Source organism: Paenibacillus sp. FSL H8-0261 (assembly GCF_045040645.1).
GTDB lineage: Bacteria > Bacillota > Bacilli > Paenibacillales > Paenibacillaceae > Paenibacillus_AQ.
Genome location: NZ_CP150297.1, coordinates 4,686,876 through 4,704,585 on the forward strand (window position 1 = coordinate 4,686,876; position 17,710 = coordinate 4,704,585).

General features: G+C 42.4%; 14 protein-coding genes. 6 read left to right on the top strand and 8 right to left on the bottom strand.

Annotated features, from left to right (window positions below; genetic code table 11):
* Nucleotides 1-103: 103 nt before the first annotated feature.
* Nucleotides 104-508, top strand: coding sequence for a CBS domain-containing protein (locus tag MHI27_RS20885; protein WP_042189973.1), 405 nt, complete (start codon nt 104-106; stop codon nt 506-508).
* Between the two features lie 73 nt (nt 509-581).
* Here the strand turns inward: MHI27_RS20885 and map are convergent, their stop codons facing one another.
* From map to MHI27_RS20915, 6 genes are all read right to left on the bottom strand, one after another.
* Nucleotides 582-1,328, bottom strand: a complete 747-nt coding sequence (gene map, locus MHI27_RS20890; RefSeq protein WP_042129378.1) for a type I methionyl aminopeptidase — start codon at nt 1,326-1,328, stop codon at nt 582-584.
* A 255-nt stretch (nt 1,329-1,583) separates the two neighbouring features.
* On the bottom strand, nt 1,584-3,308 hold the full coding sequence (gene cysI, locus MHI27_RS20895) for an assimilatory sulfite reductase (NADPH) hemoprotein subunit (RefSeq protein WP_405174639.1): 1,725 nt from the start codon (nt 3,306-3,308) through the stop codon (nt 1,584-1,586).
* A gap of 45 nt (nt 3,309-3,353) precedes the next feature.
* Entirely contained in the window at nt 3,354-5,216 is a 1,863-nt protein-coding gene (locus tag MHI27_RS20900; RefSeq protein WP_405176775.1) for an assimilatory sulfite reductase (NADPH) flavoprotein subunit, read from the bottom strand.
* Between the two features lie 267 nt (nt 5,217-5,483).
* Nucleotides 5,484-8,741: an ATP-binding protein gene (locus MHI27_RS20905; protein WP_405174640.1), complete on the bottom strand. Its 3,258-nt coding sequence runs from the start codon at nt 8,739-8,741 to the stop codon at nt 5,484-5,486.
* Nucleotides 8,728-9,102: a response regulator transcription factor gene (locus MHI27_RS20910; protein WP_149646881.1), complete on the bottom strand. Its 375-nt coding sequence runs from the start codon at nt 9,100-9,102 to the stop codon at nt 8,728-8,730. Before MHI27_RS20910 ends, MHI27_RS20905 begins: the two co-directional genes overlap by 14 nt.
* Nucleotides 9,103-9,123: 21 nt before the next feature.
* Complete coding sequence (locus MHI27_RS20915) at nt 9,124-10,755, bottom strand: diguanylate cyclase (protein ID WP_076284628.1); 1,632 nt, start codon at nt 10,753-10,755, stop codon at nt 9,124-9,126.
* Between the two features lie 217 nt (nt 10,756-10,972).
* Between MHI27_RS20915 and MHI27_RS20920 the strand changes: the two genes are divergently transcribed.
* Together MHI27_RS20920 and MHI27_RS20925 are read left to right on the top strand one after the other, a co-directional pair.
* Nucleotides 10,973-11,242 (top strand): ACT domain-containing protein, encoded by a 270-nt coding sequence (locus MHI27_RS20920; RefSeq protein WP_042189980.1) that lies wholly within the window; start codon nt 10,973-10,975, stop codon nt 11,240-11,242.
* A gap of 10 nt (nt 11,243-11,252) precedes the next feature.
* Nucleotides 11,253-12,611 (top strand): PFL family protein, encoded by a 1,359-nt coding sequence (locus MHI27_RS20925; RefSeq protein WP_042189982.1) that lies wholly within the window; start codon nt 11,253-11,255, stop codon nt 12,609-12,611.
* A 90-nt stretch (nt 12,612-12,701) separates the two neighbouring features.
* Here MHI27_RS20925 and MHI27_RS20930 read toward each other — a convergent pair whose 3' ends face one another.
* Entirely contained in the window at nt 12,702-13,112 is a 411-nt protein-coding gene (locus MHI27_RS20930) for a hypothetical protein (RefSeq protein WP_256716382.1), read from the bottom strand.
* Nucleotides 13,113-13,318: 206 nt separating this feature from the next.
* Between MHI27_RS20930 and MHI27_RS20935 the strand changes: the two genes are divergently transcribed.
* Nucleotides 13,319-14,356, top strand: coding sequence for a glycosyltransferase (locus MHI27_RS20935; RefSeq protein ID WP_405174641.1), 1,038 nt, complete (start codon nt 13,319-13,321; stop codon nt 14,354-14,356).
* Between the two features lie 13 nt (nt 14,357-14,369).
* Nucleotides 14,370-15,443 (top strand): glycoside hydrolase family 99-like domain-containing protein, encoded by a 1,074-nt coding sequence (locus MHI27_RS20940; protein ID WP_405174642.1) that lies wholly within the window; start codon nt 14,370-14,372, stop codon nt 15,441-15,443.
* Between the two features lie 28 nt (nt 15,444-15,471).
* On the opposite strand, the gene MHI27_RS20945 is transcribed toward MHI27_RS20940, so the two are convergent.
* Nucleotides 15,472-16,935, bottom strand: coding sequence for an MFS transporter (locus MHI27_RS20945; protein ID WP_339266085.1), 1,464 nt, complete (start codon nt 16,933-16,935; stop codon nt 15,472-15,474).
* A 164-nt stretch (nt 16,936-17,099) separates the two neighbouring features.
* Between MHI27_RS20945 and MHI27_RS20950 the strand changes: the two genes are divergently transcribed.
* Complete coding sequence (locus tag MHI27_RS20950; protein ID WP_405174643.1) at nt 17,100-17,519, top strand: MarR family winged helix-turn-helix transcriptional regulator; 420 nt, start codon at nt 17,100-17,102, stop codon at nt 17,517-17,519.
* Nucleotides 17,520-17,710 lie beyond the last annotated feature (191 nt).

Consider the following 17,710-nt stretch of genomic DNA (forward strand, 5'->3'; position numbering starts at 1 on the left):
CTATAATTAAATAATAAAATTTAAAACACCTATCCCTTCAAAAAGTATGTTTAAATAAAAGTAGCCTAACTAAAAAAATCTCAATACAAAGGAGTTCATGCCGATGGAAATATCCTCTTTTTTGTTGCCTAAAGATCAAGTTGCCTATATCACTAACTCACTATCCATGCTGGAAGCCTTAGAACAATTAGAGCAGCACCATTATACGGCTATCCCTATTATTGATAATGAAGGAAAATATGTAGGAACACTTTCGGAAGGTGATCTATTGTGGAAGCTGAAAAACACAGCAGGTCTAACTTTTGACAATATAGGAGAAGTTCCAGTAAGCGATATCCAGAAGCATGTTCATAACGAGAGCGTTCTCATAAATGCCGAAATGGAGGATATGCTGACGCTCGCCGCAGATCAGAATTTTGTACCTGTGATTGATAAAGAAGGCGTGTTTGTCGGAATTATTCGTCGAAAAGATATCATTGAATATTATACTCGCAACATTACTGATTAACTGAACAACAAATAGACCTGATCAGCAACATCATGAGAAGATGAAGCTAATCAGGTCTATTTTCTACCCTAAATTATAGTTCAGTCAGGATAATGGTTCCTTGAGGGGTGATAGCTAATGTATGTTCATACTGTGCTGACAGACCGCCGTCAATGGTACGTGCAGTCCAACCATCCGCATCAATTTTTGTTCTGTAGCTGCCTGTGTTCAGCATCGGTTCAATGGTAAATACCATCCCCTCTTTAAGACGAGGTCCTCTGCCAGCCGGACCATAGTGAGGTACCTCTGGTGCTTCATGCATTTCTGAACCAATCCCATGACCAATAAAATCACGCACAACTGAAAAACCATTAGACTCTGCGTAAACTTGAATAGCATGAGCGACATCCCCGATACGGTTGCCTGCAACTGCCTGCTCGATACCACGGAATAAAGATTCTTTTGTGGTGTCTAGTAATTTAGTCGCCTGCTCACTAATGTTGCCAATCCCATATGACCATGCGGAATCTGCCAACCAGCCATCTAAGTTAACTACCATGTCTATGGTTACTATATCTCCATCTTTAAGTGGTTCCTTCTTCGGAAATCCGTGGCAGATTACATCATTTACAGAGGCACAGGTTGCATACGGATATCCGTTATATCCCTTTTGCTCAGGAGTCGCTCCTTGAGACAGTATAAATTTTTCTGCAAATTCATCAATCTCCCAGGTAGTAATTCCCGGCTGTAGAATTTGCGCAATTTGACGATGACATTCAGCGAGAATTTTTCCCGCCGCACGCATTTTTTCGATCTCTTCCATCGTTTTCATGATAATCATAATATCGCCTCTTCTGTACAGAACACATCACTCTCGGGCAATGGCTCTTCTTTTGTATTTAGTTTCCCCTTTATATTATGAAAGAAAAACACGAGAAATCCAAATCATTAAGCAAAAAAAATATTTATTCCTGTCTGAAACTAAAAAACTTCCCTTATTCTTATGAAAATGTGGTTAGGGTAAGGCCAACCAACAAAGAGGTGTCCCAGCAGCCATAATGCAGGCTCTGGGACACCCATTTCAGTCTAAATTAGATTAGTCATGAAAATTAAGACCTGACGAAACCGTTTTGACATAACCTGCACGGATCACGAAATCTCCAAAATGCTCGCTATGCAGACGTTCTTTTGAATAACGATGAAGAATTGGCTCCAGCGTCTCCAGAATTTCTTTTTCATCTATGTTTTCTTTATACATTTTGTTCAAGCGATCTCCCGTAAAACCTGCTCCCAAGTACATATTATATCTGCCTGGACCTTTACCAATAAACGAGATTTCGCCTAGTGCCGGTCTTGCACACCCATTAGGACAGCCTGTCATCCGGATCACGATTTCCTCATCGCGTAGACCAGCTTCATCAAGGACAAGCTCTAGCTTATCAATCAACGAAGGCAAATAACGTTCTGCTTCAGCCATTGCAAGTCCGCAGGTTGGTAGCGCCACACAAGACATCGAACTGCGTCGTAGCGCAGACAGATGAGCTCCGTCCGTAAGTCCATGCTGTTTAGCCAGCTCAGCCACTTTTCGCTTTTTGGCAGTGGTTACGTTAGCAATCGTTAAATTCTGATTCGGCGTAAGCCGGAAATCCCCGGAATGAATCTTGGCAATTTCCCGCAGTCCAGTCATCAATGTGTACCCTTCTTGGTCATGAATCCGTCCGCTTTGGATATAAAGCGTCAAATTCCATTTTCCATTCGTACCCTTCACCCAGCCATAGCGGTCTCCATTATGGTCGAAATGGTACTCACGTGCCGCCTCAAGCTGCCATCCGAGTCTTTCATGCAGCTCATCGACAAACCATTCCAGACCGTGGCGGTCAATCGTATACTTGAACCGTGCATTTTTGCGGACAGAACGATTTCCATAGTCTCGCTGAATCGTTACGGTCTTCTCCGCTACATCGATCAATTGATCAGGACGGCAAAAACCAATGATGCGGCCAAGTTGAGGATACGTGCTGGTATCGCCATGCGTCATTCCCATACCGCCGCCTACAGAAACGTTGAACCCTACCAGCTTATCATTCTCAAGAATAGCGATGAAGCCTAGATCCTGCGAGAACACATCTACGTCATTTGAAGGGGGCACCGCAAGACCAATCTTGAATTTACGCGGTAAATATACCGGACCATAGATCGGTTCAACTTCTGCCCGATCTCCTAAACTATCCACTACCTTTTCACCGTCTAGCCAAATTTCATGGTAAGCGGGAGTACGTGGGGATAGATGATCACTAACTTTGCGCGCCCATTCATAGACTTCTGCATGCACCTCAGATTGATAAGGATTCGGATTGCTCATTACGTTACGGTTGACATCCCCACAAGCTGCAAGGGTTGTCATTAGCGTATCATTGATGCTTCGAATGGTCTTTTTTAAGTTCCATTTGAGAACGCCATGCATTTGAAATGCCTGTCTTGTAGTCAGACGTAAGGTTCCGTTACCATACTTCTGTGCCAGATCATCCATCACCAGCCATTGTTCCGGTGTAGCTACACCACCTGGGGCAACTACGCGAAGCATAAACTGGAATGCTGGCTCCAGCTTCTGACGTTCCCGTTCATTGCGCAAATCTCTGTCATCCTGCATATAGCTTCCGTGAAATTTAAGCAGCCGATTATCATCTTCAGGTAGACCACCCGTAATCGGATTGCTTAGTGTCTCAACTAATGCACCCCTCAGATAGTTACTCTCCGATTTAATATGCTCAACATCACTTGGAGGCCCGCCGATCGGCTGAACCTTCTCATTGTTTGCCATTGTTGTTATCTCCCCCCGAAGTCATTCGATAACTCCATCTATCCATTAATAGACATCACGCTGGTAACGCTGCGTCTGTTGCATATCTTCCAGATAAGCCGCTGCCGCTTCAAGGCTCAGTCCGCCCTCACTCTGAATTACCGTAAGCAGTGCAGAATGAACATCATGCGCCATGTACTTCTCGTCACCGCAAACGTAGATATGAGCACCTTCTTGCAGCCATTCATAAACCTCACGACTCTTTTGTAAAATGCGATGTTGTACATATACTTTCTCTTCGGTATCACGTGAGAAGGCGACATCCAGCTTGCTTAGAACGCCATCCTTTAGCATTCTCTGCCAATCTGTCTGATACAGGAAATCTGTTACAAAATGCCGATCCCCATAGAACAGCCAAGATTTCCCTTCCGCTCCCAGCTCTCCACGTTCCTCTAGGAAAGAGCGGAATGGTGCAACACCTGTGCCTGGTCCGATCATGATGATCGGTGCTTCCGGATTAGTCGGCAGCTTAAAGTTAGGATTATGCTGAATGTAAATAGGCAATGTATCTCCCGGCTCTACTCTTTCTGCGCAATGCACTGAGCAGACTCCGTAACGTTCCCTACCATGAGCCTCATAACGTACAGCTCTGACGGTTAGATGAACCTCATCCGGATTAGCTTTATAACTGCTAGCGATAGAATATAGGCGTGCAGGAAGCTTCCGCAAAATCGTCACAAAACTGCTGGCTGGACCTTCCCACGGTGAGAAGTCCTGGATCAAATCGAGTAGATCGCGTCCTTGAATATACGCTTTAAGCTCCGAAGCACGATCTGGAGCTAATAACTCACTCAGCTTGTTTGAAGCAGACAGCTTTGCCGCTTGCTCCAGCAAAGGTTTGGTCAATACAGTGATTTCATAATGATGCAGAAGTGCCTCACGTAAGGCTCCTTCATCACCTTTCTTATTAAACGGAACCTTATCATTAGGATTCCAGCCCATAGTATGAATAATAGCGTCCACCAGTTCAGAATGATTCTCTGGATATACTCCCAGTGCATCCCCAGGTTCAAACTGTATATTAGAGCCTTCAAGCGATAGTTCCAAATGGCGAGTCTCCCGGTCCGAGCCGCGTCCGTTCAAATTCAGATTCTCCAGTACCTCTGCCTTAAAAGGATTATTACGAGTATATAGAGGTTCTTGTGACTCTGCGTCCTCCGCGGCTTGAACCGCTTTTGCAGCAATCGCTGGAGCATTTAAATTTGCATTTAATGCACCAATTACACCTTCAAACCATTCGGTAACGGAATCGTCATAATCGAGATCACAATCCACACGTGGACTTAGGCGCTTACCACCAAGTTCCTCTAACCTCTGATCGAACTCTTTACCCGTCTGACAGAAAAATTCATAAGAGGTGTCTCCCAGAGCCAGAACTGAAAACCGCAGGTTCTCTAATTGAGGAGCTCTTTTACTGTAAAGAAATTCATGAAAAATCCTTGCATTATCAGGTGGTTCACCTTCTCCATGAGTACTCACCAATAGAAGTAGATTCTCAACCTTTTTAAGCGCTGTAGGTTTGAAATTGTTCATCGCGGAGAGTGTGACCTGAAATTCTTGCTCTTCCAGCTTGCGGGACAAGCTCCCCGCAAGTCGCTGGCAATTACCCGTTTGCGAACCAAATAATATGGTCACTTCCCGTGAGGCTGCTGGTTGGCTCGTTACGGCAGCGCCAGCCTCTGTGTTTCCAATCGTATTCGATGGCACTTGAAGTTCAGCGCCTGCTGGCGCTGCCGACGTAGTACGTCCAATCGCGGACAAATATCCACTGAGCCATATTTGCTGCGTCTCCGTTAAGGTTGGTAGAAGACGATTGAGAAGCTCGACTTGGTTCTCGTTAAAAGGACTGTTCGTTACCTGTAGTTGCAACAATATCCACCTCTCCTAAACATGAAATCTGGTTATGATCCGTGCCTCAATTGAATTTATCTGAGCCTTTTTTAGAACCTCATAAAATCAGGCTATCACAATATTTGTAAACGATCAATGAAGTCATTTTCACCTAAAAATTGTTAATTATTGAAAAAGTATCAATAAAGTACGTAAAAACCGATCAAAACAGTATGATTTGCCCTGTTTTGATCGGTTTCATTATAAAAAATGATACTATTTATAAAATATTGTGATAAATAAAAACTATAAATCCTTCTTACTTTCGGGAAATAATACCTCGCCTACCCCTGTCTTTATCTTCACAATCTCTTCAAGCGTATTTGATAACTCACCTGGCGGATAAGGCTTCGTCAAATACTTCTGTATCACATCATTCAATTGGTTCTTATCTGATTGATCCAGAGCAGAAGAGATAACAATCGGAATATTCTCTGTTCTCGAATCCTCTTTTAGCATTCGGATCAAATCCCAGCCGTCCAGTTCTTCACCAAGCATCAAATCAACCACGATCGCAACAAATGGTGTTTTCAAGGCCTGATCAAAAGCTTGTTGTGGATGATAGTGATGGGTAACACGGAACCCCTTCCCTTTTAGCTCTTCTGATAAAAGCAACGAAAGACTATAATCATCTTCAACAATCATTACATTAGGTTTGAGCTCTTTATCGGCATTCCATTTATTCAGCTCATCTTGCTGCCGGCTTGCTTCTGCATTAAGGATTGGAAGGCTAAACCAAACGGTTGTCCCTTCACCCTCTACCGAATCAATACCGATGGTTCCCTTTTGTTTCTCAATAATTTCTTTACAGATGGCAAGACCGAGACCTGTTCCACCAATTCTTTTGGAGGCACTGTTGTCCACTCGTCTGAATTTTTGGAATAGCTGTCCGATTTGATCCTTTGGAATGCCCAGACCATTATCCTGGATACGCACAATAATATGATCCAGCTCATTATGCAGCAGTACCTTCACTTCATTGTTAGACGGTGAGAACTTGATCGCATTACTTAACAAATTCGTTAGAACTTGGACGATCTTATCCTTGTCCACGTCTACCTCCGCATTCAGAGCCTCATCCACCAATAGCACATGATGCGTGCTACTAAGTTTATATTGATCTATAACCCCAAGGACAATTTCACTAAGATTTACATGCTCCGTGATATACTGCTGCTTCCCTGACTCCATTCTCTGCAGATCCAGAAAATCATTAATAAGCTCAGTCAACCGCTTCGCTTCCTTATGAATCGTCTCCAAATACTTCAGCTGCTTCTCAGGCTTCATGGTTTTGGACAATAGCAGTTCCGTGAATCCTAATACACTCGACAATGGTGTTCTCAGCTCATGACTTACCGTACTGACAAGATCAGATTTCATAAGATCCAGCTCGTACTCCCTAGTGATATCTCTATATACAAACAATGTACCAATTCTAAGCTCCCGGCGGAAAACAGGAATCGCATAAACATCAATATGCTTCTTGGATTCCGTTCCAATGGAGTATTGCATACTGCTGGACTCCAGAGCATCCTCAGAGATTGCCTGTTCAAAAAACGACCGAAGCTCATGGTTCTCATTCGAGCGTTCGATGAAATAATCCATCCATTCTTTTCTAGGAGTCAGTGTACCTTCAATCCAGTCATAGTTAACGATGTTGCACAGCGCCTTATTCATCTGAAGCATCACGCCTTCTGTACTCACGAACTGAATGCCTTCGTTTACGTTATTCACGATATCGCGGTTCAGCTTTCGCCCATGTTCAATCTCTTCGTACATGAATAAACGTTCAATCGCCAGAGCTACGCGGTTCATCATTCCTTGAACCTCATTAATCTCTTCTTTACTGAAAGAATGTCCAATCCGGGTTCCGCAAAATACAGCTAGAATCTCATCTTCTGCATTTACAACAGTGGTATAGAAATCATAACAGTAGACCTCATTCGCAGAAATTCCCTGTTCCGATTGCGTAGCTAGACGCTTAATCAGATAAGTTTTTTCCATCTTCAAACGATATAACATTTCATTATTCTCATTATCGAGATAACGCTCTACATTTTCCTGAGGAATCCCATTAACAGCCGCGATCTTATCTTTTACAAGAAGGAAGAAACTCGAATCAAATGAATACAGGTGATGCATGAACTGAATAAACTTATCTGCGAATTCTTGTTTATCTAAGGTGTACGTAATGTCATGATTCAGCTGATTATTAAGTTCAAGCATTTTTTTGGTCTGTTCTGTATTCTTCAGCGTTTCCGCTAGCTCCAGCTGTACACTTTTCATAGAGGTGACATCATACGCGATAAAAATGTACTGATAAATCACACCCTCATTGTTCAGATACGGCACGACAGTCAGATGCATCCAGATTGGCAATCCGTCTTTAGTCAGAATCTGGAGTTCATTGCTCCATACCCCGCCCGTATATAATTTGTTGAAGATCTTCTGCATTTGTTCTCTAGATATATTATAGAGTTCAAATAACTTATAGGTAAAACCGATAATTTCAGAATTTTTATAGCCGGTATATTTGCTTAAATTATCATTCGCGTAGGTAAATACGCCTTTATCTGTAAGGATCCCCACCGCTGAGGATTGATCGAGTGCCTTCATCATACTCTCTATTTCACTAAGCGAACGTTGCAGTCTGTACTGCTGATCCTGAAGTTCATCTTGCTGCGCGTGTAACTCTTCATTCTGCATCATCAATTCTTCTTCTTTGTCCTGAATACTTCTGGCCATATTTAGAAATGCATTATAAAGCCGACCAATCTCATCTTGATGCTTAAGCTTGCCGAGAAGAATTTCCTCACCGGCAGCCAAGGAATGAGTGGCCCCTTCCAGCTTCAAAATAGGATTAATTAAATTCTTAAGAATCCGCCAGATCATAAAGGTAAAGAACAGTAGAATAATCGTGCTAAAAAAGAAGGCGATAAAGGTGAATTCGTTAGCTCGTTTGATATAATCCATAGCCATGGTATTTAATGCTGCATCGGATCGCTGTCTGTACTCTTTCGTATACGTTAGAAAATCATTCACTGATTTAGTAATACCATCTCCGGATAGTACTCTCAAAGCAGCATAATCATCAGCCTCGACAAGCCGAATCGCTTCCGGTAGCGTTTTATTTTTATACTGGACATAAAATGATTTTAAACCATCTCTAAACAAGGCTTCTTCGGCGGATAAATTAAGATTAGAATACGTATCCAGAATTTGATCAAATTTTACTAGGGCTGCATTTAAGAGCTTTAATTCATTCTCGTCCTTAAGCAAAGTGAATCCCCTAGCTCGGAAAAACACCTCATTTAACGTGCTCGCCATCTCACTGATCGTGTCTGCTTTATACTGCAAACTTTCACGTTCTCTACTTAATTCATCTTGCTCATAGTTTATGAAAATAAAAAAAACAGTTCCCATAAGAATGATTAAAGAAAACACTAATACAATGATGCGGAAATATTTATTTTTGATGCTGTGATTAGCGTTACTTTCCTTCACCACTCAGGATCCCCTCCACAATCTGCAAGAGTTCCATCGGACTAAATGGTTTCGGCATGAAGTAACGCGCACCTGCTTCAACTGCTCGAATTCGATCTACATCTTGTGCTTTGGCCGTTAACATTAATATAGCTGTAGTTTTCTTTTTCTCCTCATCCAGCTGCTGAAGCACTTCAATCCCTGTCATTTCCGGCATCATATAATCCAGAATCACCAAATCATAAGGATCCGTAGACAGCTTAGTTAGAGCTTCCAACCCATTCTCCGCTGTGTGAATCTCAACATTCTCCAAATCTTCCAATGTATCCTCGATTAACATCCGTAATACTTCTTCATCATCCACTACCATTATTTTTTGCATATTCGCACAATTCCCTTCGTGTTAGAACAAAAATCTATGAGCCAACCGTTCCATTCGGGACAACAGCTCAGGCATATGGACAGGTTTTACTACATAATCATCGGCACCCATCTGCAGGGCATGTACAATATCCGCCTGATTATTTCTCCCTGTCAGCATGATCACTAATATATTCACTTCCGGATACGTCTTGCGAATTCTTTCCAGGACTTCAACGCCATCAAGATCCGGCATCACACCATCCAGTAGAATAATATATTTCTCATCTATGGAATACCAATCCGATTGCAAGAAATCCAGCCCATTCGCATAACTGCTGATATTCACCTCAGCAATATCCTCCGGCTCCCAAGTATCAATCTGATGAGTCACTATTTTTCGAATCAACGCATCATCATCCACAACAATTACATTTAGAACCGAATGCTTTTTAGTCGACGATAAATGGTCCGTGTAGAGTGTAGTCTGATTCCTTCCGGCATCTTTGCTGGCATAGAGAGCTTGGTCTGCTTCTTCTACAATTTTATCGGCAATATTCTCAGCTTCTGTTACCTCTGATATCCCACTCGAGAAGGTCACATGAAAGACTTCATTCTTCGCAAAAAAGTCGGTGGCAGCAAATTGCTCCTGAATACGGTTTATTACTGTCAATGCAGAACTTGCATCCGTATTTGGCAGAAACACAGCAAACTCTTCTCCACCGAAGCGGCAAAAGGTATCTTCCATGCGAATCGAACCCTTTACAAGCTCAGACAAGGACTGTAATACCTCATCTCCGATTAGATGACCATATGTATCATTAATCTTTTTGAAATAGTCCAGATCAATCAGTGCTAAAGAAAACACCCGTTCCGTGCGCTTAAAATCGCAAATCAGCTGCTTCATCACTTGATTAAAGTGTTTTCGATTAAACGCACCCGTCAATTCATCCACAATGATGGATTCCTGCCACTCCCGCTTTAACTCAAAGCGGTTTTTAATCAAAGCCAGAAATAAATCAATATCTACAGGCTTCGATAAAAAATCCATCACGCCCAGCCTATACGCATGCAGTTGAGTCGCTTTGGAGTACTCCCCACTTATAATGATGATTGGAATACGTTCTTTTTTAGCTTTGCCGATAATTTGATTCAAGACCTCAATTCCGCTGATATCAGGCAAAAGAATATCCAGAAGAATTAGATCCGGTTTGGTTTCATAAAAAATCTTGAGACCTCGTTCAGCGGACAAGGCAATGCTTACATAATAGTTCTGCTTCTCCAATGATTCTTTTAAATAAGCCACTAATTCTACATCATCATCAATAAGCAAAATATCATTATGTGGGAGCGCATCATCATTTCCTTTTTTGTCTAACGTCTTAACTGAACCTAGAGAAACCGATGAATCTTGGTTAAACAGTGGAATAAGCGGATACAAATAATCGCCCCACTCTTCAATAGACCAGCTCTTAAGGCTACTTTCCATGAAATAGGGCAACGTTGCATCGGCAAACTGTTCAACTTCTTGTAACCCCACTGTTCCTGCCGTACCTTTCAAATTATGCAAAAAACGATAAATGTCCTTCTCGTTAACTTCCGACAGTTCCGACCATTCCTGGAGGGTTTGTTTGGTCCGCTCTTCAACCATATTTTTATATTTTTGTGTAGTCATATTTACTCCTTCAGAGTATCGTATCAATCTCTCACTTCATCATATTTTTCATATACTGTCAATCGAATTTTCTTTAAATTCATAGGACTTTATATAAAAATGATCAAACGGACAAAAAACCTTTGGTTGAAGCTTGCTTCAGCATTTGTAATAATGATTGGAATGGTTCATTCCGTTTACACGGCGTAATCACCATATACAAAGGGAGGCTGTATTTATGAAGGGGATTATTACTGTATTAGGAAAAGATAAAGTAGGGATTATTGCCAAGGTATGTACATATCTTGCCGAGCACAATTTGAACATTCTGGATATTTCTCAGACGATTGTACAAGATTATTTTAACATGATGATGATTGTAGACATTTCTGGCGCGACTAAAGCATTTGAGGATATTGTTGAGGATTTACATTTGATCGGAGAAGCGATCGGCGTGGAAATCAAGCTTCAGCATGAGGATATTTTTAATATTATGCACCGCATTTAGGAGGATGACCATGATATCACTGGTGGAAGTACAAGAAACGAATAAGATGATCCGTGAAATGAATCTGGATGTACGTACTATAACGATGGGGATCAGCCTCATGGATTGTGCACATACAGATATGAGAACTTTTAACCAAAACGTATACGACAAAATCACTAGATCCGCCGAGAAGCTCGTCAAAACAGGTGAAGATCTGGAAAGACAATTCGGTGTACCCATTGTTAATAAACGGATTTCTGTGACCCCTATTGCTATTGCTGCTGGTGCCGTGAAGACGGATACGTATGTGCCTGTAGCGGAAATTTTGGACAAGGCTGCCAAAGAAGTTGGCGTTAACTTTATTGGCGGCTTCTCTGCGCTTGTGCAAAAAGGGTGCACCAAAGGTGATCGTATTCTAATCGACAGTATCCCAGAAGCACTCGCAGTCACTGAAAGAGTCTGTTCTTCCGTCAACGTCGGCTCCTCCAGAAGTGGAATCAATATGGATGCTGTGAAATTAATGGGTGATATCATTATTCAAACTGCGGAACGCACCAAGGATCGGGATTCCATCGGCTGTGCTAAGCTGGTTGTCTTCTGTAATGCTGTCGAGGACAATCCTTTTATGGCTGGAGCCTTTCATGGGGTTGGTGAACGGGAATGTGTCATTAACGTTGGCGTCAGTGGCCCGGGTGTAATCAAGCGTGCATTAGAGGAAGTGAAGGGTCAGGACTTCGAAACCCTGTGTGAAACGATCAAACGGACTGCGTTTAAAGTTACGCGTGTGGGACAACTAGTTGCGCAGGAAGCATCAAAACGGATGAACGTGCCTTTTGGGATTATCGATTTATCTCTGGCTCCAACACCAGAAATTGGGGATTCCATTGCGGAGATCTTTCAAGTCATGGGTCTGGAAGAAGCTGGCGCACCAGGAACAACAGCCGCTCTGGCGATTCTAAATGACAATGTTAAAAAAGGTGGCGTGATGGCCTCCTCCTATGTTGGTGGACTCAGTGGAGCCTTTATTCCAGTTAGTGAAGATCACGGAATGATTCAAGCCGTACAGCGTGGTGCTCTTACGCTTGAGAAGCTAGAAGCCATGACCTGTGTATGTTCTGTAGGACTGGACATGATTGCTATTCCGGGAAGTACCACCAAAGAGACGATCTCTGGCATCATCGCCGATGAAGCTGCTATCGGAATGGTCAACAACAAAACAACCGCTGTTCGCGTCATTCCTGTCATTGGCAAGGATGTAGGCGAAATCGTAGAATTTGGCGGCCTACTTGGATATGCGCCTGTCATGGCTGTTAACGGCTTCAATTGTGCCAACTTCATCAACCGAGGCGGACGAATTCCTGCTCCAATTCACAGCTTTAAGAACTAATAGAACCCTCAAACAGCAAGTCCCTAATTGTACCTAGGCGACTTGCTGTTTTTTATTGTTCAGAGCTTGAAGATGTTAATGTTATCAGATTTAAGCCCGCTGGATCCCAATATTAGGTGTTCCCCCGGTCAAATCGATAAATAATACATAGTCATTTCCATCCGTGCCCTTCAGCACGAGTCCTGTCTGACTTGAAACTCCCACAGCGAAATATCTGACTTGTTGAAGGCTCGTAGGTGCTGAAACTGGTGACAAAGCCTGATTCACCGCGATCAAACGGGTCGCAGTTTTGATGGTACCTGCACCACTAATTTCACCGGTTACACCCAAATGACCAAGTATAGATTCACTACCGTTCACATTAAGGCTTCCCATTATCGTCTGACTACCATTCAAGTGCAGATTTGAATCGATAGTCTCATTCCCGTTAACATGCAGATCATTTTGAATGGTCTGACTTCCTGTAACAAGAATATTATCGAAGGTTGGCAAGACGATCATCCCTTTCAGGTTTTATAGTATATTTTATGTTAGACAAGACAATCCGGTCATAGATAGATATACATCTTTTACTAAATCCGCTTTTTCCTTCAAGATTCAGATTAATGGTCGTATACCTAAAGTCAAATGAACCCCCTACACATATAATGATTAGCAAGACTAGGTGCTAGAGCGAACGACTGGCTCCAATGAATACAGGAGGAATTATGAAGAAGACAGCTACTAGGCTCACTCCTCAAAGGCCCTCAACTCACGAAGTCTCCATCAGCCAAGTTCATCAATCGCAACACCATAATCTCATTCTCGAGAACTCTTACAGAGCGGAAACCATAACACGGGAACTAAAGCAATTAAGAGTATTGCTTCTGGTCCCCTCAGAGATAAGTGATAAAATGCCTAATGTACGACTTTTTAAAGATCAGCTAAGGCATCTGGTCAAAGAAGTGCTTGCCATTAAGTTACATCATAATCTAGAAGAATATTTAGCACAGTATCAGCCTGATCTGATACTAGCCTTGGGATCAGAATCCCTGTTCCCTGAGGAGAATATTCCTGCCCTCAAAGCTTATAACGCTCCTAAGGCCGTATGGATGGCAGATGCGACCTGCCTTACGCGAACAGAACGTAATCTAGCGCTGTTATTCGATTATATTTTCACACAGAACATAGCTAATCTAATCTATTATCAAGGTTTACGTGAGAAACATTCGTGCTACCTCCCTTATGCTCCAGATACAGAACTCTATTATCCAAGACGTGTGGAGAACCGTTACCACAGTGACGTACTCATTCTCGGCCATTTTCAAATGAATAGTGTTCTTGAAACCCTAGCTCATTCGGAACTACTTCATGGTCTCAAGATAATGACCTTTGGTAGCGGGTGGGAGCCCACCATAAATTTCATAGACATCACCTACGATAAAACAGAAATATCTAACTATTATAATGGAGCAAGGATCATCATCAATTGCACAGGATCTGTGCAGCAAATTATGGAGGTCGCTGCTTGCGGCGTATTTCAGTTCGTGGAAGATCATCCCCATTTTCAAAGTTACCCCATCACACAAGAAGACCTTATTCGTTTCCAGAACTTTAAAGAGCTCTCTGAGAGCTTCAAGTACTATATTGCTCATAGTGATGCAAGGAGAAGTTCGGCTTCTCGTGCTCTAAAGGAAGTGAAGTACAATCATTCTTATCTTCAGCAGGGAAAGCTGCTTCTCAAAAAAATATTCACGGAACCATAGGGGGTGACTTGACTTGAAATGCATCGCTTTTGTATTGCCTCAGTTTCATCAGATAGCAGAGAACGATTCCTGGTGGGGAGAGGGATTTACAGAATGGACAAATGTCAGGAAGGCTACAGCCCTTTATCCTGAACATGATCAACCGAAAAAACCGTTAAATAATAACTACTACGATTTAACGGACCCTAATGTGAAACAATGGCAGGCAGAAACTGCAAAAGCTCATGGCATTTACGGTTTTTGTTATTATCACTATTGGTTCAATGGCAGGCGACTTCTGGAACAACCGGTTCAGCAGATTCTTGCCAGCAAAGAGCCTGACTTCCCCTTTTGTCTGTCTTGGGCTAACGAACCTTGGACACGTAGCTGGGATGGCACTGAAGAAGATGTCTTGATGCCACAAGAATATGGAGAAGAACGGGATTGGCGAATGCATTTTTATGCTTTGTTGGAGGCCTTCAAAGATGAACGATATATTTGCGTAGACGACAAACCAGTATTCATTATCTATAGATCCTCCAGCATCCCTCGGTGTGATGAGATGCTTCAATGTTGGCGTGATTTGGCTCAGCAAAACGGACTTAAGGGCCTTCATCTTGTCCGGACACTGGGCGGATTCCCCCTAAATACAGAGCACGGGTTCGACGCCAGTCTAGAATTCGAGCCTCACTACACATTCGCACATGGCGGTGTAAAGCACTTATGGAGTTCCAAGCAGGTGGAGGATCAAAAGCATATTGTCATTGATTACGATGAATTATGGGAATCTATGTTAGAACGGACACCTCATAGGGATGGGGAAATTATATATCCGGGAGCATTTGTTAACTGGGATAATACACCACGCAAAGGTGCTGCCGGACAAAGTACTTTAGGTGCAAATCCTCACAAATTCGGTCAATACCTGTCACGACAAATTGAGAGGACCAAGAAGATGTTCAAAAGTGATTTTATTTATATTAACGCTTGGAACGAGTGGGCTGAGGGTGCCTATTTAGAACCGGATGATCATTATCGGTATCAATACTTGCAAGCCATTAAGAAAGCCCTTCAATATCATCACAAAGAAGATCCTTCCACGCCGTAGCGTCAGAAGGATCTTCTTCTTTTATTCCTTATGGTCTTTCCGAAGTCTGCACTCTGGCGCTTCTTGCACTAATCATTCTCCAACCCGTTAGCAGTGCAGCCACAAAGCATATGGATGCCGAAGTCATGAACACTACATGCATCCCACTGATAAATAACTCTGGTCGACCTGGAACTAGACCTGTTACCCGATAACCAGCTTCACTGCTCATCACATGAAAGAGAATCGTCGTAGCTATCGTAATACCAACGACCATCCCCACATTACGAACAAGCGAGTTGACGCTGCCCGCAGAACCAAGCTGAGTTCTAGGCACCTTGGACATCACAAGCGAATTATTTGGCGACTGAAACAGACCACTCCCTATTCCTAACATAGCGATCCACACGCCTACCAGCACAACAGAGCTTCCTTCATGAAGCTCAGCTAATCCAAACTGAGCAATAACCATGACTACCAGCCCTGCAAAAGTTAGGAATTCAGACCCGATTTTATCCGATAAAGCTCCGCTTATTGGTGCTACGACTACCATACATATCGGTAATAACATCAACAGGAATCCCGCTTCAAAGGGCGATAGATTCAGCATATTCTGTGCATAAAACGGCGCGATGATATTAAAGCAGAAGTTCGCTGTAAACACGAGAAACCCACATAAAATACTTAATGAAAACAACGGATTCTTAAATAATGATAATTGTAGTAGCGGTTCTTTCCGGCGAAGCTCCGTCCATAAGAAAGCAATGAAGCTGGCTATAGCTACGATTAAAGACGTCACAATTAAGCTATCGCCATAACCGAGCTGCTGTCCCAATAAAAGCCCTGCGAACAAACTTATGATAAAAATAGCGAAGAGTAAACTACCCGGAACGTCTATTGTAGATTTCGTCCTAGTTAAATCCTTAGGCAGTACCTTCCAGCCTAACAGGATAGCGATCACTCCAATAGGAATGTTCACCCAAAAGATATACTCCCAGCCTAATGTAGAAACCATAATCCCACCTAAGCTAGGGCCAGCTATACTTCCCAGAGACACGAATGTACCTATGAAACCAAGCGCTTTACCCCGCTCATTGGCAGGAAAGATATCCGTAACGATTCCCTGGCTGTTCGCCATTGTCATCGAAGCTCCGATAGCCTGAATGACACGCGAAGCAAGTAATGCAGGTAAACTTAAACTAAATCCACACAGCATAGAACCAATAACAAAAACTATCGTACCAATCTTAAAGATTCGAATCTTCCCGACAATATCTCCAAGCTTCCCGAAGAAAAGAATCGCAGCACAAATCGCCATCAAATATCCTGTGGTTACCCATTCGATTTGTGCCATAGGCAGCTTCAATTGTTTCGATAATTCTGGCAGAGCGATGTTGACAATACTACCATCAAGTGTGGACATGAAGGTGAAAATATTCAGAACAATTAAAATCATCCATCGTTTCTTCTGAATTTCCTTATCTTCCTGATAAGTTGCGCTAATAGAACTCATAAACTAACACCTCATTGAATATAAAATCAACGTTTAGTTGCGTACGCAACAAAACTTACTTACCCAGTGTACATCAATTTAGTTGCGCACGCAACGACTTTATTGTACACTTTGTCTCAGAGTAGCAAATGCGCGAACTATAAACCCAAAGAGGTGTCTATATCTTGGAAAAAGAGCCTATAGGAAAGTTGATTTCCTATTTTCATCGTCAAAATCAAAAGCAATTGGTAAAAAAATTCATGCCCTATGGAATAGGTAGTGGCGGGCAACATAGTTTTCTAAAACTAATTACTTCCAGACCAGGGATTACACAAGATCAACTAACTTCTGAACTAAAATTCGATAAAGCCACCACCGCACGCTCCGTGAAGCAATTAGAGAATTCGGGTTATATTGAACGTAAACCAGATCCTAATGATCGACGCTCTCAACTACTGTATCCAACGCCTAAAGCAATCGATTTCTCGCCAATTCTTCAGTCTATTTTAGATGATTACAACAAGAGCCTAGTTGGTAAATTAACCAGCGAGGAAGTAGAGCAGCTTCGCAACTTACTTCAAAAAATCAGCATTGACGAAGAATAGGACAAAAAAAGAAACTGTCTCAAAAGTAGTAAAGGCTACTTAAAGGACAGCTTCTTTTTTTGAGAATTATTAGGGAAATCCTCCCTAAATATCAGAGTAATATCGGTATTTGCCAACGAATCAGCGAAATTATAGGGAGAAATTCCCTAATTATTAGTCAGATGAGCAGAAATCTCAGAATTACAGGGAGG